The organism is Cryobacterium sp. TMT2-17-1 (genome assembly GCF_004402765.1).
Taxonomy (GTDB): domain Bacteria; phylum Actinomycetota; class Actinomycetes; order Actinomycetales; family Microbacteriaceae; genus Cryobacterium; species Cryobacterium sandaracinum.
The window spans coordinates 1-23,570 of the sequence record NZ_SOGC01000046.1; the positions used below are offsets into that span (position 1 = coordinate 1).

General features: G+C 68.4%; 18 protein-coding genes. 11 read left to right on the top strand and 7 right to left on the bottom strand.

Annotated elements, in window-relative coordinates; all coding sequences use genetic code 11:
• Positions 1-39: 39 nt before the first annotated feature.
• The 4 genes from E3O47_RS13270 to E3O47_RS13285 form a co-directional block, all read right to left on the bottom strand.
• The gene (locus E3O47_RS13270) at positions 40-2,091 is read right to left on the bottom strand and encodes a glycogen debranching N-terminal domain-containing protein (protein ID WP_134420836.1); all 2,052 of its coding nucleotides are present in this window, start codon (positions 2,089-2,091) and stop codon (positions 40-42) included.
• A gap of 207 nt (positions 2,092-2,298) precedes the next feature.
• Entirely contained in the window at positions 2,299-3,207 is a 909-nt protein-coding gene (locus E3O47_RS13275; RefSeq protein WP_134342177.1) for a carbohydrate ABC transporter permease, read from the bottom strand.
• On the bottom strand, positions 3,204-4,298 hold the full coding sequence (locus E3O47_RS13280) for a sugar ABC transporter permease (protein ID WP_104099333.1): 1,095 nt from the start codon (positions 4,296-4,298) through the stop codon (positions 3,204-3,206). The genes E3O47_RS13275 and E3O47_RS13280 overlap by 4 nt, the downstream gene beginning before the upstream one ends.
• 6 nt (positions 4,299-4,304) lie before the next feature.
• Entirely contained in the window at positions 4,305-5,564 is a 1,260-nt protein-coding gene (locus E3O47_RS13285) for an extracellular solute-binding protein (protein ID WP_134342176.1), read from the bottom strand.
• Between the two features lie 212 nt (positions 5,565-5,776).
• Between E3O47_RS13285 and E3O47_RS13290 the strand changes: the two genes are divergently transcribed.
• The 5 genes from E3O47_RS13290 (at position 5,777) to E3O47_RS13310 (ending at position 12,032) form a co-directional block, all read left to right on the top strand.
• Complete coding sequence (locus E3O47_RS13290; RefSeq protein ID WP_104099335.1) at positions 5,777-6,826, top strand: LacI family DNA-binding transcriptional regulator; 1,050 nt, start codon at positions 5,777-5,779, stop codon at positions 6,824-6,826.
• A gap of 16 nt (positions 6,827-6,842) precedes the next feature.
• A complete protein-coding gene (locus E3O47_RS13295; RefSeq protein ID WP_104099336.1) occupies positions 6,843-7,691 on the top strand; it encodes an SDR family NAD(P)-dependent oxidoreductase in 849 nt (282 codons plus the stop codon).
• A gap of 51 nt (positions 7,692-7,742) precedes the next feature.
• Positions 7,743-9,605: a methyltransferase gene (locus tag E3O47_RS16630; protein ID WP_241986208.1), complete on the top strand. Its 1,863-nt coding sequence runs from the start codon at positions 7,743-7,745 to the stop codon at positions 9,603-9,605.
• A gap of 355 nt (positions 9,606-9,960) precedes the next feature.
• Entirely contained in the window at positions 9,961-11,412 is a 1,452-nt protein-coding gene (locus E3O47_RS13305) for an NAD(P)/FAD-dependent oxidoreductase (RefSeq protein ID WP_134420838.1), read from the top strand.
• Between the two features lie 221 nt (positions 11,413-11,633).
• A complete protein-coding gene (locus E3O47_RS13310; protein ID WP_134420840.1) occupies positions 11,634-12,032 on the top strand; it encodes a hypothetical protein in 399 nt (132 codons plus the stop codon).
• Here E3O47_RS13310 and E3O47_RS13315 read toward each other — a convergent pair.
• The 3 genes from E3O47_RS13315 to E3O47_RS13325 all read right to left on the bottom strand — a co-directional run bounded on the left by E3O47_RS13315 (position 12,019) and on the right by E3O47_RS13325 (position 14,487).
• The gene (locus E3O47_RS13315) at positions 12,019-12,672 is read right to left on the bottom strand and encodes a Pr6Pr family membrane protein (protein ID WP_134342173.1); all 654 of its coding nucleotides are present in this window, start codon (positions 12,670-12,672) and stop codon (positions 12,019-12,021) included. The two genes, E3O47_RS13310 and E3O47_RS13315, sit on opposite strands and share 14 nt — an antisense overlap.
• A 218-nt stretch (positions 12,673-12,890) precedes the next feature.
• A complete protein-coding gene (locus E3O47_RS13320) occupies positions 12,891-13,160 on the bottom strand; it encodes an acylphosphatase (RefSeq protein ID WP_134420842.1) in 270 nt (89 codons plus the stop codon).
• A 304-nt stretch (positions 13,161-13,464) separates the two neighbouring features.
• The gene (locus tag E3O47_RS13325; protein ID WP_104099341.1) at positions 13,465-14,487 is read right to left on the bottom strand and encodes a LacI family DNA-binding transcriptional regulator; all 1,023 of its coding nucleotides are present in this window, start codon (positions 14,485-14,487) and stop codon (positions 13,465-13,467) included.
• Positions 14,488-14,679: 192 nt separating this feature from the next.
• On the opposite strand from E3O47_RS13325, the gene E3O47_RS13330 reads away from it, so the two are divergent.
• The 6 genes from E3O47_RS13330 to menC all read left to right on the top strand — a co-directional run bounded on the left by E3O47_RS13330 (position 14,680) and on the right by menC (position 23,554).
• Positions 14,680-16,716: a beta-galactosidase gene (locus tag E3O47_RS13330; RefSeq protein ID WP_134420844.1), complete on the top strand. Its 2,037-nt coding sequence runs from the start codon at positions 14,680-14,682 to the stop codon at positions 16,714-16,716.
• Complete coding sequence (locus E3O47_RS13335) at positions 16,713-17,675, top strand: sugar ABC transporter permease (RefSeq protein WP_104099343.1); 963 nt, start codon at positions 16,713-16,715, stop codon at positions 17,673-17,675. The genes E3O47_RS13330 and E3O47_RS13335 overlap by 4 nt, the downstream gene beginning before the upstream one ends.
• A gap of 107 nt (positions 17,676-17,782) precedes the next feature.
• Positions 17,783-18,589, top strand: coding sequence for a carbohydrate ABC transporter permease (locus tag E3O47_RS13340; RefSeq protein WP_104099356.1), 807 nt, complete (start codon positions 17,783-17,785; stop codon positions 18,587-18,589).
• A 56-nt stretch (positions 18,590-18,645) separates the two neighbouring features.
• Positions 18,646-19,977: an extracellular solute-binding protein gene (locus tag E3O47_RS13345; RefSeq protein ID WP_134420846.1), complete on the top strand. Its 1,332-nt coding sequence runs from the start codon at positions 18,646-18,648 to the stop codon at positions 19,975-19,977.
• A gap of 13 nt (positions 19,978-19,990) precedes the next feature.
• Entirely contained in the window at positions 19,991-22,261 is a 2,271-nt protein-coding gene (locus tag E3O47_RS13350; protein ID WP_134416152.1) for an alpha-galactosidase, read from the top strand.
• A 183-nt stretch (positions 22,262-22,444) separates the two neighbouring features.
• Positions 22,445-23,554, top strand: coding sequence for an o-succinylbenzoate synthase (gene menC, locus E3O47_RS13355; protein ID WP_134416154.1), 1,110 nt, complete (start codon positions 22,445-22,447; stop codon positions 23,552-23,554).
• Positions 23,555-23,570 lie beyond the last annotated feature (16 nt).

The following is a 23,570-nucleotide window of genomic DNA, read 5'->3' on the forward strand; positions in this document are numbered from 1 at the left end:
CGGGCCGCGGGCCGGCCGACGGGCCGGACCGGGCCGCGGCTAGCCGGCGCGGGCCGGCGCCGGCGGGGTCCGGAGGCCGCGCACTGCAACGTCGCCGACGACCGCGGGGATGATCGGGGTGGAGGTGACCTGGCCGGTGACCGGATCGGGTTCCAGGCCGAGCACGGTGCCGAGCACGGAGACCGCCGCCGCCGCCGACCAGGCCTGCGGGCGGCAGGCGGCCGGGTAGGGAACCGCGGCGGCAACCAGGGAGGACGCGTCGCCCGAGTGCAGTTCCGGCATACGGTAGTCGAATGATTCGGCCGCCGCGAGCAGCCCCTCGATCAGGATGCCGGCCTCGGCACCGAAACCGGCGCGCCCCAGACCGGCGATCGCGATCGCGGTGTCGTGGGTCCACACCGAGCCGCCGTGGTAGCTCAGCGGCCAGTAGCCGACGGAGTCCGTCGACATCGTGCGGAGACCGTAGCCGGAGTTCAACTCCGGAGACACGAGCCGGGCGGCCACGAGGGCGGACTCCTCCGCGGAGAGCAGCCCGGTTCCGAGCAGGTGGCCGATGTTGCTGGTCACGGTGTCGACCGGGCGCTTGAAGGCGTCGAGGGCGACGGCCGGGTAGCGGCCGGCGGGCGCGTCGATCCAGAACGAGTCCCGGAACCGGGTCTGGAGCGCGGCCGCCCGGGCGCGCCAGGCGTCGCCGCCGGCCCTGCCGAAGGCGTCGAGCAGTTCGGCGCCGCCGATATAGGCCTCGTAGGCGTAGGCCTGCACCTCGCAGAGGGCGATCGGTCCATCGGCGAGGCTGCCGTCGCGCCACTGGATCGAGTCGCCGGAGTCCTTCCAGCCCTGGTTCGCGAGGCCGTGGCCGGTGATGTCGACGTATTCGAGGAAGCCGTCGCCGTCGCTGTCGCCGAAGTCGCGCATCCAGCCGAGGGCCGCTTCGAGGGCAGGCAGCAGAGCCTCGACTTCTTCGGTGGCCAAACCCCAACGGTAGGCGTCGCGCAGCAGGCAGATCCAGAGCGGGGTGGCATCGACGGTGCCGTAGTACAGCGGCGGCAGCGACAGGCTCTCGCCGGGCATCGAGTACACATCGGGGCGCAGTTCGTGCATGATCTTGCCGGGCTGTTCCGCGGTCTCGGTGTCGCTCTTGGTGCCCTGCAGCTGTGCGAGCAGGCGCAGCGTGGAGCCCGCGATCTCGGTGCCGAGCGGCAGCAGGAAGCGCGCCGCCCACAGGGAATCCCGGCCGAACAGGGTGAAGAACCAGGGGGCGCCGGCGGCCAGGAACGGCTCGGCCGGACTCGTCGTGGTGGCCATCCGCAGACCGGTCAGGTCGTCGAGCGCACGTGCCACCCAACGTCCGAGGCGCTCATCGCCGGAGCGCACCGACACCCCGGACCACTCAGGCAGCCCCGATGCGGCCTGCACCACGGTGGCCGCGTGCGCGATCTCGACGGTCCACTCCACGGTGATGCTGCTTTTCGCGGGCACGGTGACCGACCAGGTGCCGGTGACCTCGGTGTCAGCCTCGGCGGTCGAGCCGGTCAGCACCCCGTCGTCGCTCACCCCCACCAGCGCCGCCACGGTGTCGGTCGACAGACGGATGCCCCCGCTCGCCTCCGTCACAACGACATCCGGTGCCGCGGGCAGGTCCACGCCCCCGAAAGCGTCGCGCTCGGCGGCCCCCGCGAGGCCGGCCTTCACGGTCTGCATATCGGCGAAATCGGGCGTCAGGCGCACGGACACGGTCGTGTCGAGAGCCTGTTCGAGTCCCGAGATGATCTCGATCCGTTCGGTCAGGCGCCCCGCGGTGACCGTGCGGGTGACTTCGAGCCGCAGCCGGGGGTCGGCGGTGCGGTCGTCGAGGTGGCGGAGCAGCGACGTGAAGGTGACCTGTCCCGCGCCGCGCTGGGCGTGTCCGATCGCTTCGCCGGTCCGGCCGCCGATCAGCAGGGACCAGCCGGAGAGGATCCGGGTGTCCGCGTGGTACAAGCCGTGGATGGGTTTGTCGGTCTGCCCGTCGGACCGCGACCACGCCTGGGTCGGGGCCGCCAGAACGATGGCGGAGTCATGGAGCAGAGGCTGAACGGGGTGAGAGAACATGAGCGAGGTACGACTCCAGAGGGGGTTGTGGTGCGGATCTGCAGAAGAAACAGAAGGAACAGAAGGAACAGAAGGAATGGAAGTAGAGAAGGGATGGAAGTAGAGAAGGGATGGAAGTAGAGAAGAAACAGAAGGAACAGAAGGAACGGAAGGAACAGAAGGAACGGAAGTAGCGAGGGAACGGAAGGAAAAGGGTGGAGAGAAGGACTACTCCTTCACCGCCCCATCGGTGGTGTTCATGATGCGTTTCTGGAAGATGAAGAACATCACCGCGACCGGGATGGTCATGATCGCCGCCGCGGCCAGCTTGAGTGGGTATTGCGTGCCCTGGCTGAGCTGCCCGGAGGCCAGTGACGCCACGCCCTTGGTCAGCGTCGTCAGCTCGGGGGACTGCGTGGCCACGATGAAGTGGGACAGCTCGTTCCAGGACCCTTGGAACGACAGGATGATGATGGTCACCAGGGCCGGCCGGGCCATCGGCAGAACGATCGACCAGAACACCCGGAAGGTGCTGGCCCCGTCGATGCGTGCCTGCTCCTCCACACTCGCCGGAATCGACTCGAAGAAGTTTTTCATGATGAAGACGCCCGCGGCATCCGTGAGCAGCGGCACGATCATTGCAACGTAGGTGTCGTAGATGCCGAGCTGGTTGATCACCAGGAACTTCGGGATCAGGAGCACGACCCCGGGCACGCTCATCACGGCGATGAGCAGCGCGAAGATCACGGTGCGGCCCCGGAAGTGCAGCCGCGCGAGGGCGTAACCGGCCAGGGAATTGAAGAAGACGCGGCCGAGGGTGACGAAGACGGTGACGATGGCGGAGTTCTGGAACCAGACCGGGAAGTCCGAGTTGAGGAACAACCTCTCGTACGCGGCCGTGGACCAGGTCTGCGGCAGCAGCGACATGGGATTGCTGGCGGCATCGCCATCCGTTTTGAAGGAGGTGGCGACCTGAATCAGAAACGGGGCGATGTAGATGATCGCCAGTACGACCAGGATCGCGTACAGCAGTGACCGGCCGGCGATCGCGCGGGTCGGCAACTGTTCCCGGCCCAGGGCGCGCAGGCGTCGGGAGGGAGAGACGGTGCGCTCGCGGGTTCTCACCGTGGTGCTCATTTCGAACCTCCGGATGTCGGGCTCTGCAGATACGGACGCATCCGCCGGTTGGAGACCTTGCGTTCGGCGAGCAGAGCGCGCTGGAACAGCGTGAAGGCCACGATGATGACGAACAGGATGAAAGCGATCGCGGCGCCCTGGCCCCAGGCCTGGTTGGTGAAAGCGGCCTGATAGGAGAGATAGGCCGGAGTGAGCGTGGTCTTGCCTGGTCCACCCTGCGTGCCGGTATAGATCTGGTCGAAGACCTGCCAGGCACCGATCAGGCCGAGGGTGAGCACGGTGAAGAGGGTCGGTCGCAGCTGGGGGAGGGTGACCCGCCAGAACCGCTGCCAGCCGTTGGCGCCGTCCATCATGGCGGCCTCGACGACGTCGCCGCTGAGGTTCTGTAACGCGGCGATGAACAGCAGCATGAACGTGCCGCTGGTGGTGAACACGGCCATCAGGATGAAGGCGCTCATGGCCACGGATGGCCCGGCGAGCCACTCCCAGAAAGAGATTCCGAGGAACGTGTTGCCCGTGAGCGCGGCCGGGCCGGTCTCGACGCCGAACGCTCCGAGGATGTTGTGCAGCACGCCGCTGGGGTCGTTGAACCAGTTCGGTCCGTTGACGCCGATGAACGCCAGCAGTTTGTTGACGGCGCCGCTGGCGCTGAACAGGAACAGCCAGAGCACCGTGATGGCCACCGAGCTGGTCACCGACGGGAAATAGAACGCGGTGCGGAAGAAGCCGCGGCCGCGCAGGATCTGCCGGTTGACCAGCACGGCCAGCAGCAGCGACAGCATGGTCTGGGTCGGCACGACCAGGAGGACGTACCAGGCGTTGTTACGCAGCGCTGTGCCGAAGTCCTGTTCGGCCAGGCCGCCGCCGCCGACCAGGGCGGAGTAGTTGTCGAGGCCCACGAACGACACTGTGCCGCTGAAGGGGCTGCCGCGGCCGTTCCAGTCGGAGAAGCTGACCCAGAGGGCCATCAGCACCGGGATGACCAGGAACAAGCCGAGCAGGATGATCATCGGGGCGGTGAAGAGCCACCCCGAGGCGGTCTCGCCGCCCCGGATATTCGAGCGGCGAGCCGTGCGTGCAGGCGTCGACATCGTGGACTACTTCAGCAGTGCTTCGAGGTTCTTCTGCACGGAATCGAGAATCGCTTGCGCGTCCCCGGTCTTCAGCGACTCGAGCTGGGCGTTCAGGTCGCTCGTGACATCCGCGGCGCCCTGCACGTTGGGCACGCCCTTGGCGTAGTCGGCGCCGTCGAGGAAGGCCACCAGGGTGGGGTTGGCGCTCTTCCAGTCTTCGGCGGCCGACTTGATCGAGGGCATCGGGCCGAATTCTTCCGAGAAGGTGAGCTGGGCATCCTTGCTGGTGAGCTGTTCGACGAGCTCGAGCGCGCCGGCCTGGTTGGGGCTGTCGGCGGCGATTCCCCAGCAGTTGGTGAACTGCAGGGTGCCCTGGCCCTCCGGGCCTGCAGGCAGCTCGGCGACCGTGTAGTTGACGTCGGGGAAGTCGCTCTTCATCGCGCCCGTGATCCAGTTGCCCTCAATGGTCATGGCCGAGAGCTGCTTGCCGAACGCCTCGCCACCCCACCCGGCACCGATTTCGCTGGCGTAGCTCATTACCCCGTCGTTCAGGAGGGTCTGCGCGTATTCGAGGCCCGCGACGTTCTCCGCGCTGTTCGCGGTGACCTCGGTGTTGTCTTCGCTCATCAGGCTGCCGCCGGCCTGGGCCATGAACGCGCCCAGACGGGCGTATTCGCCGCCGAGGGCGAGTCCGACCTGGCTGTCGGTCGTGAGCGTCTTGCTGACGGCCGCGAGCTCGTCCCAGGTGGTGGGGATGTCGGCATCCGTCAGCCCGGCCTGAGCCCAGAGGTCGTCGTTGATGATCAGACCCAGGGTCGAGAAGTCCTTCGGCGCGCAGTAGAAGTCGCCCTCGTACGTGAAGGAACTGACCAGGCTCGGGTAGAAGTCGTCCTTGTTGGCCAGATCGTCGCCGTAGGCCAGGAGCGAGCCGTTCGAGGCATAGCCGGCGAGCGCATCCGTCGACAGGTAGAAGACGTCGGCGGGCTTCTGGGCCGCGAAGCCCTGGGCGAGCTGCTGGTTGAGGTCGCTGGCGACGCTGACCTTGGCGTCGGTGCCAGAGGTCTCGGACCAGGCGGCCACGGCGGCGTTGACGGAGGCGGTCTCGGCGTCGCCGCTGGAACCGATCAGAATGTTGAGCCCCTGGGTGGAATCGCTCGTGAGCTCTCCGCCCGAATCGGCGGTGTCGCCGCCGAAGCCGGATCCGGAACCGCACGCGCTGAGGGTGAGGGCGCCGGCCACGGCGAGCCCGGTTCCGATCAGCCAGCGGGAGTTGCGTCGTTGCATCTTGTTTCTCCTTGAGTCGCGCATCGATGCGCGTTTGCTTGTGTAACGGTCACGATAGCTGAATTCATTTGATCGATCAAACTTTTTTTTGATCGATCTAATCACCGTGTTTCCGCGATCCGTCGAGACACGGTATTCTGTGCAGAACAATATTTGATCGTTCAATTCACGGGGGCAGGCGCGTCCGACAAGGGCGTGGGGCAGGAGCGGCGATGGGTGGGTTCCCCACGGTGACGGATGTCGCGCTCGCGGCCGGCGTCTCCAGGCAGACCGTCTCGAATGTGATGAATTCGCCCGGCATCGTGCGCACCGACACCCGCCAGCGGGTCGAGGCTGCCATCGCCGAACTCGGGTACCGGCCGCACGCCTCCGCCCGCCGGCTGCGCACGCGGCGCAGCTCGACCATCGGCATCCGGCTGGACCCGGTGATCGACGGCATCTCCGGTTCGGTGCTCGACCGGTTTCTGCACGCCGTGACCGAGCAGGCCGACGCCCAGGGGCTGCGGGTGCTGCTGTTCACGGCCACGAGCCCCGAAGACGAGATCATCCAGTTCCGGCGCCTGAACGACGGCGCGGATGTCGATGGTTTCGTGCTCACGTCGACGTTCGCCGGCGACCCACGCACCCGATGGCTGATCGAGAACGGCATCTCCTTCGTCACCTTCGGGCGGCCGTGGGGAGTCGACGATATGAACGACCCGCAGCACCTGTGGGTGGATGTGGATGGCTGGTCCGGCCTGCACGCCGCCACGCGGACACAGCAGGAGACCGGAGCCCGGCGCATCGCCTACATCGGCTGGCCCAGCCCGTCGGGCACCGGCGATGACCGCCGACGAGGCTGGTACGACGCGATGATCGAACGCGGCGACGTCTCGGAGCGGGACTTGGCCGAGCTGGAGATCGTCACCACTGACGGCGTCAGCCAGGGCACCGCGGCCATGCAGCAGTTGCGGCAGAACGCCGGCCAGATCGATGCCGTGCTCTGCGCGAGCGACTCGCTCGCCCTCGGGGCGATGATCGCGAACCCCGAGCGTGTGCCCGTCACCGGCTACGACAACACCCCCATCGCCGCCGCGATCGGGCTTTCCAGCGTCGACCAAGCAGTGGACGAGGTGGCCGCCGGAGTGCTCGAACTGCTCACCGGCGAGTTCGGCGGCAAGGTGCACGGAGCCCCCGAGTCGGCCGAACCCCGGCACCGGATGGTCACGCCCCGGCTGGTCGTGCGCGAGTTCGCCGCCATCCCGATGGACGTGCCGCGGTAGCCGCTAGCATGGCGCCATGACTCTCCCCGAGGTTGTCGGACTCCCTGCTTCTATCGGTGTCCCCGTCCCTCTCGCTTTCGCCCTGCCCGACGCGTGGAACCTCGCCGGTCGTACGGCCCTGGTCACCGGGGCCGGCAGCGCCTCCGGGATCGGATTCGCCGCGGCACGGATGCTGGGTGAGCTCGGTGCACACGTCGTGCTCACCGCCACGACCGAACGCGTGCATGAGCGAGCGGCTGAGCTGACGGAACGGGGCATCGCGGCATCCGGCATCGTCTGCACCCTCCACGCCGAGGCCGGCGCGCTGGTGCTCGCCGACTCCCTCGCGACCGCCGGGCTGGCGCCCACGATTCTGGTGAACAACGCGGGCATGGTCGCGGTCGGCGATGCCGAGATGCTGCACGGCGACGTGAGCACCACGTTGCCGGACGAGTGGGACCGCGGCCTCGCGATCAACCTATCGACCGCCTTCCACGCCACGCGCACCGTGATCGGCTTCATGCACGCGGCGGCCTGGGGGCGCATCGTCACAGTGTCCAGCGTGTCTGGGCCGGTGATGGCGTCGCGCGGGGACCTGACGTATGCGGCCGCGAAGGCTGGTCTGGCCGGGCTCACCCGAGCGCTCGCCGTGGATGAGGCCTGGCTCGGCATCACCGCCAACGCGGTCGCACCGGGCTGGATCGAGACCGGGTCGCAGCTGGAGAGCGAGGCAGTCGAGGGCGCGCTCGTGCCCGTCGGGCGCAGCGGCACGGCTGCCGAGGTGGCCTCCGTGATCGCCTGGCTGGCCTCGCCCGGCGCGTCATACGTCACCGGCCAGACGATCGTCGTCGACGGCGGTAACAGCGTGGCGGAGGAGCGCCGGTAGCGGCGGCCGGTCCGGCAGACGGTGCGGCAGCCGGTGCAGTTGAATAGACGGGTGACTTCTGCACTGATCGACCGGCTTCGCGCCGACCTCGCCGCCGCCAACTTCTCGGTCTCGGCCCTCACTGGCCTGTGGGGGATCGAAGCGGATGCCGCGTTGCGCCGCAACCAGCGGGTCCCGGCGCTTCGGGGGCTGGAAGGTCTCCGGGAGAGGCTCGGGCACGCCGAACCCTGCGCCACACTGGCTCGCCTGTTCGTGCTCGGCCTGCCCGTCGACCGAGCGGATCTCGATGTCGCCCTCCCCGCGCTGGGTGCCGCCGGGGCCGAGGAGCTCGGCCTCGCGGTATCCGTCGACGCCGGTGTCGACGCCGATGTCGACGCCGATGTCCTTCCGGGTGTCGGCCCTGTTGCATCCGGTGCATCCGGTGCGGCCGGAACCCTCCGCCCGCTCCTCGAACTGCGGCCCTACAGCTTCGTCGACGCGCATGGCGCCGGAAGCTGGTGGATCGTGTCCGACCTGGGAGAGTTCGCACTCGGCCACCCGCTCGGCGAAAGCCATGTGCTCGGGGTGGGTGGGGCATCCCTCACATTGACCGGGCTCCTGATCCCGACCCCGGTGGCCAGCGCCCTCGACCTGGGCACCGGATGCGGAATCCAGGCCATGCACGCGTCCCGGCACGCCGACCGGGTGGTAGCCACCGACATCTCGGTGCGAGCCCTGGAGCTTGCCGCGCTCAACGCCGAGCTGAACGAGATCGGGAATATCGAGTTTCGCCTCGGGAGCCTGTTCGAACCGGTCGCGGGGGAGCGCTTCGACCACATCATCTCCAACCCTCCGTTCGTGATCACCCCGCGTGTGCCGGGTGTGCCGGCCTACGAATACCGCGACGGCGGCCTGGTCGGCGACGCGCTCGTCGAGGCGGTCGTGCGCGGCGCTGCCGAACATCTCACCCCCGGCGGCGTCGCCCAGCTGCTCGGGAACTGGGAGTACCACGCCGGCCAGGATGCCTTCGAGCGTCTGGCCGCCTGGCTCGCCGCCCCCGTCACCCCTGTCACCCCTGTCGCATCCCCTGCATCGCCAGCTTCCGTCCCGCTGCGCCCTGACGAATTCGACGGAGATTTTGCCCCAAACAGCCCGAATTCGGCGCGTTTGGCCCCTCTGGGAGCTGAATCTCCGTCGAATTCGCATACGCCCGGGGCGGAAGGTGCCGCCGGGGCCGAGGGTGCCGCGAGGGCCGGTGCCGAGGGTGCGCACGGGGGCCAGCAGGAGACCGTGCAGGCCACGGATGCCGCCGCACTCGACGCCTGGATCATCGAACGCGAGGTGCAGGCCCCCACGCTCTACGCCGAGACGTGGATCCGCGACGGCGGCACCCGCTCCGACACCGCCGACTTCGACCGCCTCTACGGGGCCTGGCTCGACGACTTCGCGGCGCGCGGCGTGAGTCAGGTCGGCTTCGGCTACATGCTGCTGCGCCGCCCGGCCGCCGGCACCCCCACCTTCCGTCGGCTCGAACGCCTCCCCGGCACCCTCGGCCACAATCCAGGAGGCATGGGCAGCCATCTTGCCGCTTGCCTCGCCGCCCACGACTGGCACGCGGCAACGGATGACGCCCGCCTCGCCCGCGCGCGGCTCGCCGTCGCATCCGATGTCACCGAGGTACGGCACTACTGGCCCGGCCAGGAGGACCCCACCCTGATGACGCTGCACCAGGGCACCGGCTTCGGCCGGTTGATCGCGCTGGACACCGGCCTCGCCGCCCTGGTCGGCGCCTCTGACGGTGAGCTCGACGTCGGCTCGATCGTCGCTGCGCTGGCCCAACTGCTCGACGTCGATGAGCGCGAACTCGCCGCGGACCTGCTCCCGCGCGTGCGGGAGCTGCTCGAGGACGGCTTCCTGCAGCATCGGCTCGCCTGACGTGCTGTGTGCTGCCATCGTCTGCTGCCAGCCACGTGCTGTGAGCTGACGCGCTGACGAGGACCCCGCCCGCCACCAACGCACGCTAGACCGCCACCAGCGCACGCTAGACCGCCACCAGCGCACGCTAGACCGCCACCGCGTCACCGGCGAACGCAAACTCGGAGATTTTCGCGAAACGCCGTATTTCAGGGTGGGATGCCGCGTGTCGCGACAATCTCCGAAGACACGTGCGCAGACCCCACCCCACCCCCACCCGACCGGCCACTTCACCCGGCTCTGCGGTAGCTTGGTCGTACTGCCCGGCCCGCTCGGAGAGGAGGACGTCGGCGCCATACCTGGTGCCGACACAGCGATGAAACGACGAACCTTTCTGCTCGGCTCAGTCTCCGGCCTGAGCCTGGTCGCGCTCACCGCGTGCGTGACGCCGACTCCGCGGCCCTCGGCACCCGTCACGCCCAAGCCGACGTCGACACCCTCGCTCGTCCCGAAGCCGGCGGCCATGCGCCGCACGTCCTGGTCGGCCGACCCGTTCGCCCGCGGCTCCTTCAGTTACCCCGCGGTGGGCGCCACGCCCGAGCAGCGCGCCGCGCTCGGCCAGCCCGTCGACGACCGCCTCTTCTTCGCCGGTGAGGCCACCTCCACCGACGCGCCGGGCACGGTGCAGGGCGCCCGCGATTCAGGGAAGCGCGCCGCCCGCGACGTGCTCGCAGCGGCGCGCCCGGGGGAGCGCATCGCCGTGATCGGCGCCGGAATCGCCGGACTCACCGCGGCCCGAGACCTGCAGGACGCCGGCTTCGACGTGTTCCTGGTCGAGGCCCGCGACCGCATCGGCGGCCGCATCGACACCGTCACCGACAAGGACTGGCCATTCCCGATCGAGCTCGGCGCGGCTTTCGTCCGGCGCACCGGCCAGACCACCCTCGACGAGGACCTCACCGACCGCGGCGTCGCCACGGCCCCCTTCACCGATCCGCCGGAGGTCCGCACCGCGGCCGGCACGGTCGTGGAGGTGCCCGACACCGGCGCGCAGGCAGTCGCCACGGCGCTGGCCTGGGCCGCCGAGCAGCCCACCGACGTGTCCATCGCGCAGTCCCTTGCTGATTCGGGAGCCTCCAAGCTCTCGACGACGGATGCCGACACCGGCGTTTCCGACGCCGACTGGCTCGAGTACCAGATCACGGTGGTGCTCGACCCACTGGCAGGGGGCCCTGTTCCGGAGCAGTCCTCCTGGTACTCGGACGCCAACCCTCAGGCCGACCCTGACACCGACCCCGGCGAGGATCGTATCGTGCTGGGCGGCTTCGCCACCCTGCTTACCGACCTCAGCGACGGCATCGACATGCTCGGGTCGAGCGTGGTCACCAAAATCGCCTACAGCGAAGCCGGCACCAGCCTCCGGCTCGGCACCGGCGAGTCGCTCTCCGCCGACCGGGTCGTCGTCACCGTGCCGCTGGGGGTGCTGAAGACCAAAGTGATGGAGTTCGACCCGCCGCTGCCCTTCACGCACCGCGGTGCCATCTCGGCCCTGGGCATGGGCACGCTCGACAAGATCTGGCTGCAATTCGACAAGCCGTTCTGGGACACGGATGCCCCGCTCTGGTCCACGGTCGGCGGCGACGACGACTTCCGCGTCTGGATCAACATGGTTCCGCTCACCGGCGAACCGGTGCTGGTGGGCCTGGTTGCGGCGGAGACCGCTCTGCGCCTCGCGGAGGTCGACGACGACGAGTTCCTCGCCGCCGCCTTGAGCAGCCTCGAGCCGTTCTACTCGGCCGTGCCGACCGACAACCCGACCACGGAGTAGGTCCGCACCACGCCGCTCCCCGAATCCCCGGCCGGCGCCTCGCGATTGTCCACCCGTCTTAATTCTGAGATTCGTGGTGTACCCACCTGCCAACGTCCAGTCGATGAATTCTGGCTCCCACTCGGGGCACGTTCTCATGCAGTCGCAGCCCGTCGTGGTGCAGCGCCCAGAGGTCCAGTCGTTACCCGGACTGGCCTTGCCGACGGATTCCTGACGGGTGGATGCCCCCGTTCCAGGCCGGGCTCGTTCCGCCGGCCATCCCAGTGCGGTCGTCACCGGGATGCACCACCCCCGCCCGCGACTGCTCCACTTTTCTGCTTGACCGTGCGATTGCTGTGCTCCCCATGGATATCCTCCTCGACATCGACATCGACCGCGAATCCGTCGTCCTTCTGGACGTCGACCCTGACCTGCCCTGTGAAGGCACTCACCACATTCGTGGCCTGAACGGGCACCAACCCACCGCCCCCGGTGCCTACCTGGCGGTCTCGCCGTGCTGCGGCACCAAGGTCGTGCAATGCACACCCCGGGTCCTCGCGATGCGGGCATCCGGGGTGCTCCACTGCGGCGCCTGCCGGGGCGGGCACCTGACCAGCGAATACACCTTCACGCCGCTGTAGGTTCGCGCCCCTGCGCCCGCGGGGGCAGCCGCGACGTGGCCGTGAGTACGGCGGCGATCGCGGTGAAGAGCAGCAGCGCGACCAGGCAGTAGATCACGGTCTCGAGCGGGCCGCGCACCTGCACCGGGTCGAGGAAGAAATACGGGTACCACCCCACGATCGACCCGCGGATGAGCGTGAACACTCCCCAGATCGAGGGCACCACGAGAACCCAGACCAGGATTTTCCAGGGCAGGCGGGCCTTGCCGGCATCCGTCAGCCAGTCAAGGAGTGCGATCGTGGGAATCCAGAAGTGCAGCAACTGGCTCGACCAGGGCACCTCGATCGTGTAGTCCAGCGAGGAGGACTGGATGACGATGGTCAGGAATACGATCCCGGAGACGGTGATGTAGGTCGTCACAAGCAACCGGAACCAGTTCAGCCAGGGTGGGTCGGTCGTGTGCCGAAATGCGACGAATGCGGCAGCGGCGAAGGCGACGATCGCGGCCATACCGCTCTGCACGGTGAAATAGCTGAAGTAGTTGTAGATCTGAAACGTGGCGAAACCGAGCACGTAATCGAAGTAGCCGGCGAGGGCCACCACGCCCAGGCCGGCGAGGAGCAGGCGGCCGATGCCGAACCCGCGGCGCACGGTGTGCACGGGCTGCGTCCGAGAAGTTCGGGCGAGGGCCCGGCGTACGGGTGCCGCAGTGAGTGCGCGCACGCCCGATCTCGTCGCCGCCGAGTGAACGCGCTTCGGGGGGTCCGTCCGAGCGGGATCGGCAGCTCGCGCGCACATGCTCCCACGCTACGCCAGCCGGTCGGGTGCCCGCTGACCTCGGTATCAACCGGATGCCGCCGCTCAGCCGGCCGTTCCGCTCAGAAGCCGATCCGGAACCCGGTCTCGCCGAGCGGCGGAATCGTGGTGACCTCGACCGCCTCGACCCGGGCCGACGGCGGGCCGTGCTGCAGCCACGAGAGCATCACCCAGACGGTTGCCGCGTCGCCCTCCAGCTCGACCTCCACCGCACCGTCCCCGCGGTTGCGCACATGACCCGCGAGCCCGAGTCGGCGCGCCTCGGCCTGGGTGTAGTAGCGGAACCCGACTCCCTGCACCACCCCGCGCACGACAACCTGCTTGCGAACCATGCTTCCAGTGTGCCCCGCCGCAGGCGAGCCCGCATCCATCGTTCACCCGACCCGTTCACCAACCCGCGCTGTGGCTAACTCAGGAGATCCAGCGCGGGCATCCGTCGTGCACCGAAAATCCCACGGAAACACGCGGATGCCCCTAACCGGCCCGAGCATTCTCCTGAGTTGGCCACGCGGGGTGGGGGTTGGCCACGCGGGGTGGGGGTTGGCCACGCGCGGTGGGGGAGACGCGCAGCCGGAGTGCTCCGGCCAGCCCGAAGCCAGATGCTGCCGCCATGGCCCTGCACCGCCAACCCCCGATTCAGGCGGAGTCACGCCAGACGATCGGAGTCTCGAGCAATATGCCCTCGGCCGGCTGCTCTTCGCCGCGCAACTGGCCCAGCACGCACTCGGCCGCCCGCTCACCGAGGCCGAAGGCGGGCTGGTGCACGGTGGACAGGTGCGGCTGGGTGCGCAGCGCCCAGGAGCTGTCGTCGAAGCCGACGATGCCGACGTCTCCGGGAATGGTGCGCCCGGCATGGCGCAGCGCCTCCATAGCACCGGCCGCGACCGCGTCGGAGGCGGCGAACACGCCGTCGATCAGCGGGTCACGCTGAAGCAGTGCACGCATGCCGAGGGCCCCGTCGGTGAAGGTGTACAGCGGAACGCGGGCCACGAGAGCCGGGTCGAAGCGGTCGCCGAGGGCATCCGTGAAGCCGGCCAGACGGTCGGCGCCGGAGTCGCGGTCGAGCGCGGCGGCAATCATGCCGATGCGCGTGCGGCCGGTCTGCATGAGGCGTTCGGTGATGGCGCGCGCCGACGCCCGGTTGTCGATGCCCACGAAGGGAAGCTGGCGCAGGTCGGGCGGATGTCCCACGAAGGCGGCCGGAAGGCGCAGCTTCTCGATCACCCGGGTGATCGGGTCTTCCTGGCGAGCGGAGACGATGACGACCCCGTCGACGAAACCGCCGCTGAGGTAGCGGGCGACGCGCTCGGTGTCGCGCTGGGAGTCGATGACCAGGCTGACCATCTGGTAGTCGGCGCGGGAGAGCACGGTGTTGGCGCCGAGTAGAATTCCGCCGATGTTGGGGTCGTCCAAAAACAGGGAGTGCGGCTCGTGCACGATGAAACCGACGGCCTCCGAGCGCTGCATGACCAGGCTGCGGGCGGCGTTGTTCGGCACATAGCCGACCTTCTCGATGGCCGCCTCGATGGCGATGCGGGCCGACGCCGAGACGTAGGGCTCGTCGTTCACGACCCGGCTGACCGTGCCGCGGGAAACTCCGGCTTCCACGGCGACGTCGTGGATCGTCGCGCGTTTGCGTCGAGACGGGATTGTCACCATTCGATAACTGTAACGCTCCCGCACACACTCCGCGCTTGACACGACCGCCGGGAGATACATACTCTGTGTACGTTCACAGAAAACCCAACGGAGTGTTTTTCTCCCGACTCTGTGCACGTTCACAGAACAGTTAGCACAGAATCGTCACCACGGTGTCGTCACCACGAAGTGCACGCCACAGTCAGGGAGCACATGAACTCGCGAGCAGCCACTTCGAACGGTGCGGCCCCGGCCCACCCGTTCGTGCACGAGGGCATCGCCTACGGCTGTGACTACAACCCGGAGCAGTGGGGTCCCGAGACCTGGGCCGAGGATGTGCGCCTCATGCGCGAGGCCGGCGTCGACCTGGTGGCCATCAACATCTTCGGCTGGTCGAACCTTGAGCCGCGTGCGGGCGAGTACGACTTCGACACCCTCGACACGATCATCGAGCTGCTCCACACCAACGGGATCCGGGTCAACCTCGGCACCGGCACCTCGTCGCCGCCGCCGTGGCTGACCACACTTCACCCCGAGATCCTTCCGGTCGCCGACGACGGCACGACCCGTTTCCCCGGCGGTCGCCAGGCCTGGTGCCCGAGCTCGGCCGTGTTCCGTGAGCACGCGCTGGCCCTGGTCGAAAAGGTCGCCGAGCGGTACGGCCACCACCCGGCCATCGCCCTCTGGCACGTGTCCAACGAATTGGGCTGCCACAACGCGCTCTGTTACTGCGACGACACCGCCGCCGCGTTCCGTCTCTGGCTTCAGGCGCGTTACGGCACCATCGATGCTCTCAACGCAGCCTGGGGTACCTCCTTCTGGAGCCAGCGGTACGGCCAGTGGGCCGAGATCCTCACCCCGCGGCTCACGCTGTCCAGCCACAACCCCGGCCAGGTGCTCGACTTCCACCGGTTCAGCTCCGCCGAACTGCTCGACTACTATCGCCGCGAGAGCGCGGTGCTGCGCCGCCACTCGAACGTGGCCGTGACCACCAACTTCATGGTCACCGCGCACATCCGCAACCTCGACTACTGGGCCTGGGCCGGCGACATGGACATCGTCGCCAACGACCACTACCTCGACCACCGCCTCGCCGACCCGGCCACCGAGCTCGCCTTCGCCGCGGACCTCACCCGCGGGCTCGCCCAGGGTGAGCCCTGGCTCCTGATGGAACAGGCCGCCGGTGCCGTCAACTGGCAGCCGCACAACCTGGCCAAGGCGCCCGGCGAAATGACCCGCAACTCCCTCGCCCACGTCGCCCGCGGTGCGGACGGCGTCTGCTTCTTCCAGTGGCGCGCCTCCCCGCAGGGGTCGGAGAAATTCCACTCCGCCCTGGTGCCCCACGCCGGCACCGACACCGTGCTCTGGCGCGAGGTCGTGGCCCTGGGCGCAACCCTGGATCGTCTTGCCGAGGTCACCGGCAGCCGGGTCGTCGCGGATGCCGCGATCATCTTCAGCTGGGAATCCTGGTGGGCAGGCGACGGCGAATCCCGTCCGTCCCACGCGGTGCGCTACCTCGACCAGGTGCACGCCGCCTACGCGGCCCTGCACGAACTCGGCGTCACGGTCGACATCGTCTCCCCGGATGCCGACCTCTCGGGCTACCGCCTCGTCGTCGTCCCGTGCCTCTACCTGGTCTCGGACGCGCAGGCCGAGAATCTCAACGCCTACGTCGCCGCCGGCGGCCACGCCCTGATCACCTTCTTCAGCGGCATCGTCGACGTAGACGACCGGGTGCGCACCGGCGGTTACCCCGGCGCGTTCCGCGAGATCCTCGGCATCACGGTGGAGGAGTTCTCTCCGCTGCTGCCCTCCCACGTTCTCGCTCTCGACACCGGCGCCGCCGCGAGCCTGTGGAGCGAACGCCTGCGCATCGACACCGCCGAGGTGGTCGCGAGCTACATCGACGGGCCGCTGCCCGGCATCCCCGCCATCACCCGCAACCGGCACGGAGGCGGCACCGCCTGGTACGTCGCCACCGCGCTGGAGGCCGGCGCCCTGCGGGACGTCCTGCGCAGGATCGCCCAGGAGGCTCGGGTCACCGCGGTCGGCCCGGAGCGCACCGGAGCCATCGAGGTCGTGCGCCGTGTGAGCTCCACCCACAGCTATCTGTTCATCATCAACCACGGTTCGGGCGACGTCGAGCTTCCGGCCGCCGGCCACGAGCTCGTCACCGACGAACCCGTCGGTCGAATCGTGCGCGTGCCGGCCGGAGCCGTCCGCGTGATTAGAGAGGACCCCTCATCATGAGCGCACCTGCCGTTCCCCTGACGGATGCCCCGGGCAGCGCTGCCCGAAAGAGACCCCGCGCCGCCAAGCCAGCCAAGGCCCCCGGAGCGAAGCCCCGCGTGCAGCACACGGGCGCGATCCTTGCGTTCGTGCTGCCGTTCGGTACCCTATTTGCCCTGTTCTACCTCGTCCCGATCGGCTACGCGATCTACCAGTCACTGCTCGTGATCGAGCGCGAGGGCACCTTCGGCCAGGCCACCGAGGTCTTCGGCGGACTGACCCAGTACATCCTGGTGTTCCAGAATGGGCCGTTCTGGGAGTCGATCACCCGGGTGCTCGCCTTCGGCGCCGTGCAGGTTCCGATCATGCTCGGTCTCGCGCTGCTGTTCGCCCTGTTGCTGGACTCGCCGCTCGTGCGCGGCAAGAGATTCTTCCGGCTGGCGTTCTTCGTCCCCTACGCGGTCCCCGGCGTCATCGCCGCGATCATGTGGGGCTACCTCTACTCACCCAATCTGTCGCCGTTTCGCGCCGTCACCGAGAACATCAACTTCCTCTCGGCCGACCTCGTGCTCTGGGCCATCGCCAACGTCGTCACCTGGGTGTTCGTAGGCTATAACATGCTCATCATCTACTCCGCGCTGCTGGCGATCCCGACCGAACTCTACGAGGCCGCCCGCCTCGACGGCGCCGGCCAGCTGCGCATCGCCTGGTCGGTCAAGATTCCGCTGATCATGCCGGCGATCATCCTGACCGCCATTTTCTCGATCATCGGCACCCTGCAGCTGCTCGCCGAACCGCAGGTCTTCCGCAGCTTCAGCTCGGCCGTGACCAGCACGTTCACCCCGAACCTGACGGTGTACTCCACCTCGTCGATCCCGAACTTCAACCTGGCCGCCGCGTTCTCCGTTGTGCTGGCCCTGGCCACGTTCATCCTCTCCTTCACGTTCCTGAAGTTCACGCAGCGTAAGGAAGCCAAGTGAGCACCCTGACCCCCACCACCCCCGCCAAGCCGGCTCGCGGCATCCGTTCAACCGAGGCGAAGGCACCGCGCGCCCAGCGCGAGAGCCCGTTCGCCCGGGTCAGCGCCATGGTCGTCATGGGCGTCTTCACGATCTACTTCCTGGTGCCGATCTGGTGGCTGCTGGTCGCGGCCTCGAAGAACCGATCCCAGTTCAACAGCACGAACCCGCTCTGGTTCGCCGACTTCTCCCTGTTCGAGAACATCGGAAACCTGGTGGCCTACCGCGACGGCGTCTACCTCAAGTGGATGCTCAACAGCGCGCTGTACGCCGGTGGCGGTGCCCTCGTGGGCACGATCATCGCCGGAATGTGCGGGTACGCACTGGCCAAGTACAACTTCCCGGGACGCGAACTGATCTTCAACGTCGTGCTCGGCGGGGTGCTCGTACCCGCCACGGCGCTGGCTCTGCCGCTGTTCCTGATCTTCAGCCAGATCAGCCTGACCAACACGTTCTGGTCGGTGTTCCTGCCCAGCCTGGTCAGCCCGTTCGGGGTCTACCTCTCCCGCATCTACGCGTCGGCCAGCGTTCCCGACGAGCTGATCGAGGCCGCCCGCCTCGACGGCGCCGGCGAACTGCGCACCTTCTTCACGGTCTCGGTGCGGATGATGGTGCCGGCCCTGGTCACCGTCTTCCTCTTCCAGTTCGTCGCCATCTGGAACAACTTTTTCCTGCCGCTGATCATGCTGCGCGACGAGACCCTGTTCCCGGTCACGCTCGGCCTCTACGCCTGGAACTCGCAGGTCAACCAGATCCCCGTGCTGCGCGATTACGTTCTGATCGGCGCCCTGCTGTCGATCATCCCGCTGATCATCATCTTCCTGCTGCTCCAGCGCTTCTGGCGAAACGGCCTCAGCGCCGGTTCGGTGAAGTAGCCGGCCTCACCCCCTCTTAGCTGCACCACCTCCACCCCCAAGAGAAAAGAAGAACAATGCAGATCAAGAAGAGAGCAGCCGCCGTCGCCTTGCTCACCGCAGCCACGGTCGTTCTGACCGGCTGTGCGTCGGGCTCGAGCACGTCCGGCGGTGGCGACGCCGCCGCCTGCGAACCCTCCGACGGCAAGGTCGACCTCACGTTCACCACCTGGATCCCCGGGATGGAAGACGTCGCCGCAGTCTGGAATGAGGAGAACCCCGACGTTCAGGTAAAGGTGCAGACCGGCCCGAACGGCAACGGCGGCACGTACCAGAACTTCTTCAACCAGCTCAAGGCCGGCAACGCGCCCGACCTCGGCCAGATCGAATACGACGCCCTCCCGAACTTCCGCGTGCAGGACGGCCTGATGGACCTCGCCGCCTGTGAGGGTGTTCTCGACGCCAAGGACGACTTCGTGGACTGGACCTGGGGACAGGTCAACTTCGGTGAAGAAGACGCAGCCTACGCGGTGCCGCAGGACGCCGGGCCCATGGCGATGTTCTACCGTGCCGACCTCTTCGCCGCCAACAACATCGCGATCCCGACCACCTGGGAAGAATTCGCGGTTGCCGCCGAAGCCGTGCGCGCCACCGGCGGCTACATCACCAACTTCTCGCAGAGTGACATCAACCAGTTCGCCGGATTCGTCTGGCAGGCCGGGGGAAGCTGGTTCGAGAACGACGGCGAGAACTGGACCATCGACCTGACCAGCCCCGAGTCGGTCAAGGTCGCCGACTACTGGCAGGACCTGATCGACCGCGACCTCGTCTCGACCAACCCGCCGTGGACCGACGAGTGGAACAACGCCTACAACACCGGATCCAACTGGACCTGGAACTCCGCAGCCTGGGGTGCGAACTCCATCGCCAGCGGCGCTCCGGACACCGCCGGCAACTGGTCCGTCGCCCTCTCCCCGCAGTGGGCTGCCGGCGAGAACGCCGCCGGCAACTGGGGTGGCTCGTCCACCGCAGTCTTCAAGGGCTCCGAGCACCCCTACGAGGCGGCCCAGTTCGCGCTGTGGCTGAACACCTCTGACGAGGCGCTCACGATGCTGAACAAGTCGGCCAACCTGTACCCGGCCGCCAAGAGCGGCCTCGAACTGCCGGCCCTCAAGGAAGGCGTCGAGTTCTACGGCGGCCAGGCCATCTACGACGTGTTCGCCGAGGCATCCGATCACGTCTCGCCCGACTTCATCTGGGGCCCGACCATGACACAGGTCTACAACGACACCTCCGACGGCTTCAAGGGTGCCGTCACCGGTAGCGGAACTCTGACGGATGCTCTCACGAGCGCCCAGCAGAGCACGATCGACGCTCTCGAGGCTCAGTCGATCCCGGTCACCAAGTAGCATCAGCTCCACTGTGTCGATTCCCTACCTCCGTGCCGCGGGCACCAGCCTTGTGCTGGATGCCCGCGGCACGGGCGTGCCCGTCATCGTGCACTGGGGTGCCGACCTGGGTGACCTGAACGGTGAACTGCTGGAAACGCTGGCCGACGCATCCGTGCCGGCCATCTCGCCGAGTTCGATCGACGTGCCCCTGCGGCTCTCGCTACTGCCCACCCTCGCGGCAGGCTGGAGCGGGCGTCCGGGCGTGAGCGGGTTCCGGCCCGGTGGGTGCGGCGGCGTGGCCCTCGATCTGCGCCTCACCGAGGTTCAGTCGGGCGGTGTGCGGGCGGGCGTGCCGTCTGCCTCCGGCCGCACGCTGCCCGGCACACAGGCCCTGACGATCTTTCTGACGGATGCCGCGGCCCGGGTGACCGTGCGCACCGACCTCGAACTCTCGGTCGAGGGTGTGCTGCGACTGCGCCACACCCTCACCAACACCGGTGACGACCCTGCCTCCGCACCCTTCGAGCTTGGCTCGCTCGACGTCATCCTGCCGGTGCCCGACCGCGCCGGGGAACTGCTTGACTTCACCGGGCTGTGGACCCACGAGCGTCGGCCGCAGCGCAGTACGCTCGGCCACGGCGTGTGGAGCCGGGAGTCCCGTCACGGCCGCCCCGGCCACGACGACTCCTATCTGATGGCGGCCGGAACGCCCGGGTTCGGCTTCCGCACCGGCGAGGTATGGGCCACCCACTTGGCCTGGAGCGGCGACAAACACGTCTGGGCCGAGAACAGCGCGCTGGGCTACTCGGCGCTCGGCAGCGGCGAGCTGCTGGCACCCGGCGAGCTGAGAGTGGCCCCCGGCGCGAGCCACACCACCCCGTGGACGGTGGCCGTGTACTCGGCTGCCGGGCTGGACGGGCTCTCGGCGCGGCTGCATCCGTGGGTCCGTTCCTGGTCGACCATCACCGGGCACCGCCCGGTCGTGCTGAACACCTGGGAGGCCGTGTACTTTGACCACGACCTGTCGACTCTGGCCCGCCTGGCCGACGCGGCGGCCGTGGTCGGGGTGGAGCGCTTCGTGCTCGACGACGGCTGGTTCACCGGCCGCTCGGACGACCGGCGGGCCCTCGGAGACTGGTTCGTCGACCCGGTCACCTGGCCCGGCGGATTGCACCCGCTGATCGAGCATGTGCACGCGGCCGGCATGGACTTCGGTCTCTGGGTCGAACCCGAAATGGTCAGCGCCGACTCGGACGTCGCCCGCGCGCACCCGGAGTGGGTGCTCGGCGGGGTGGACGCGGCTGGTGTCGGGGGTTCTGGGGCCGGTATTGGTTCGGCATCCGTCGGTGTTTCGTCGCCGGCGCTGACCTGGCGGTTCCAGCGCGTGCTCGACCTCGGCAACCCGGATGCCTTCGGCTGGGTGTTCGCCCGCCTCACCGCCCTGCTCAACGAGTACCCCATCGCCTACCTGAAGTGGGACCACAATCGCGACCTGCTGGCCGGCTCCGCCCACCGGCAGACGGTGGCGCTGTACCGGCTCATCGATGCCGTGCGTGCCGAGCACCCGGGCGTCGAGATCGAGTCCTGCGCGTCGGGGGGAGCCCGGGTCGATCTCGGAATTCTCGAGCGCGTCGATCGGGTCTGGACCAGCGACACCAACGACCCGCTCGAGCGGCAGCAGATCCAGCGGTACTCGAGCGTGCTCCTACCGCCGGAGTACCTCGGCGGGCATCTCGGCGCGGCCACCGCACACACCACCGGGCGCACCTCCGAGCTCAGTTTCCGGCTGGCGACCGCCCTGTTCGGCAGCGCCGGCATCGAGTGGGACCTGACCCGCGCGAACGAGTCCGAGCGGGTGCAGATCGCCACCTGGATCGCCCGCTACAAGCAGCTGCGGCCGCTGCTGCACTCCGGTGTCGTCGTTCGGGCCGACCCCAGCGACCCGGCCCTCGAGCTGCACGGTGTCGTCTCGCCCGACCAGAACTCGGCCCTGTTCGCCCAGGTGGCGCTCGCCGCCCCGCGCGCGGCACTGCCGGAGCGGATGCGGTTCCCCGGTCTCGCGCCCGAGCGGCGCTACCGGGTGGCACCGCTTTCGCTCGGCGTGCCCCCGCGCACGATCCAGGATGCCCCGCCGGCCTGGCTGGCGGAGCCGGGCTCGTCCGGTGCCGCCGGTGCTTTTGGTACCGACGGTTCAGTGACGCTGACCGGAGCTGTGCTCGCTCTCGTCGGGCTGCCCGCGCCGCTGCTCGCCCCGGAGCAGGCCGCGCTCTTCACCGTCGACGCGGTCGACGGCCGCCGCTGAGCAGTCACCGACCAGGCATCCGTCACCCGGGCCGAGCAGGTGGGCGGTGCAGGTCGTGGCAGGTTTCGCCCGGTTGCGGTCGGGTTGCGGCACCGAAAAACCAGCCTCGGGCAGTACTCTCATCGAAGCACTCGCCTCGGGGAGACCGCCTCCGCGGGGCACCCTCGCACCGAAGGAACTGTCATGAAAATCGAGAACATCGAACTGCGGCGCGTGCACATTCCCCTCGTGCGGCCCTTCCGCACCTCGTTCGGCACGTCGACCGAGCGGGCGGTCACGATCGTGCGGGTGACCACCGCGGATGCCGAGGGCTGGGCCGAGTGCGCCGCCGATACGAGTCCGCTTTACAGCTCGGAGTTCCTCGACGGCAGCGACGTCGTGATTCGCGACCACCTGATCCCGAGGCTGCAGGCGCTCGGCGACCGGCTCACCGCCGAACGCGTCGCCGGGGCCGTGGAGCCGGTGAAGGGGCACGCGATGTCCAAGGCCGCGCTGGAAACGGCCATCCTCGACGCGCAGCTGAAGGAGGCCGACATCTCGTTCGGCGGCTACCTCGGCGCCGTGCGCGACACGGTGCCGGCCGGTGTGTCGGTGGGCATCATGGACTCGATCGACGAGCTGCTCGAGGCCGTGGCCGGCTACCTGGAGGAGGGCTACCTTCGGATCAAGCTCAAGATCGAGCCCGGTTGGGACCTCGAGCCGGTGCGTGCCGTGCGCGAGCGCTTCGGCGAGGAGCTGCTGCTGCAGGTCGACGCGAACACCGCATATACCCTCGCGGATGCCCGTCACCTCGCCCGGCTCGACCCATTCGACCTGCTCCTGGTGGAGCAGCCGCTGAAGGAGGACGACCTGCTCGGCCACGCCAACCTGGCGAAACGGATCAGAACCCCCATCTGCCTCGACGAGTCGATCGAATCGGCCCGGGATGCGGCCACTGCCATCACCCTCGGTGCCTGCAGCATCATCAACGTCAAGCCGGCGCGGGTGGGCGGCTACCTGGAGGCCCGTCGCATCCACGATGTGGCGGCCGCGCACGGTGTGCCCGTCTGGTGCGGCGGAATGCTTGAAACCGGAATCGGCCGGGCGGCGAATGTGGCCCTGGCCGGGCTGCCGAACTTCGTGCTGCCGGGGGACACCTCGGCCTCCAGCCGATACTACGAACAGGACCTGACCGCGCCGTTCGTGCTCGAGAACGGGCACCTGCGCGTTCCCACGGGACCGGGCATCGGCGTGGAGGTGCTGACCGATGTGCTGGCCGGCGTCACGGCATCCGTCACTGACATCAGATTTTAGACCTGACGGCTGACGG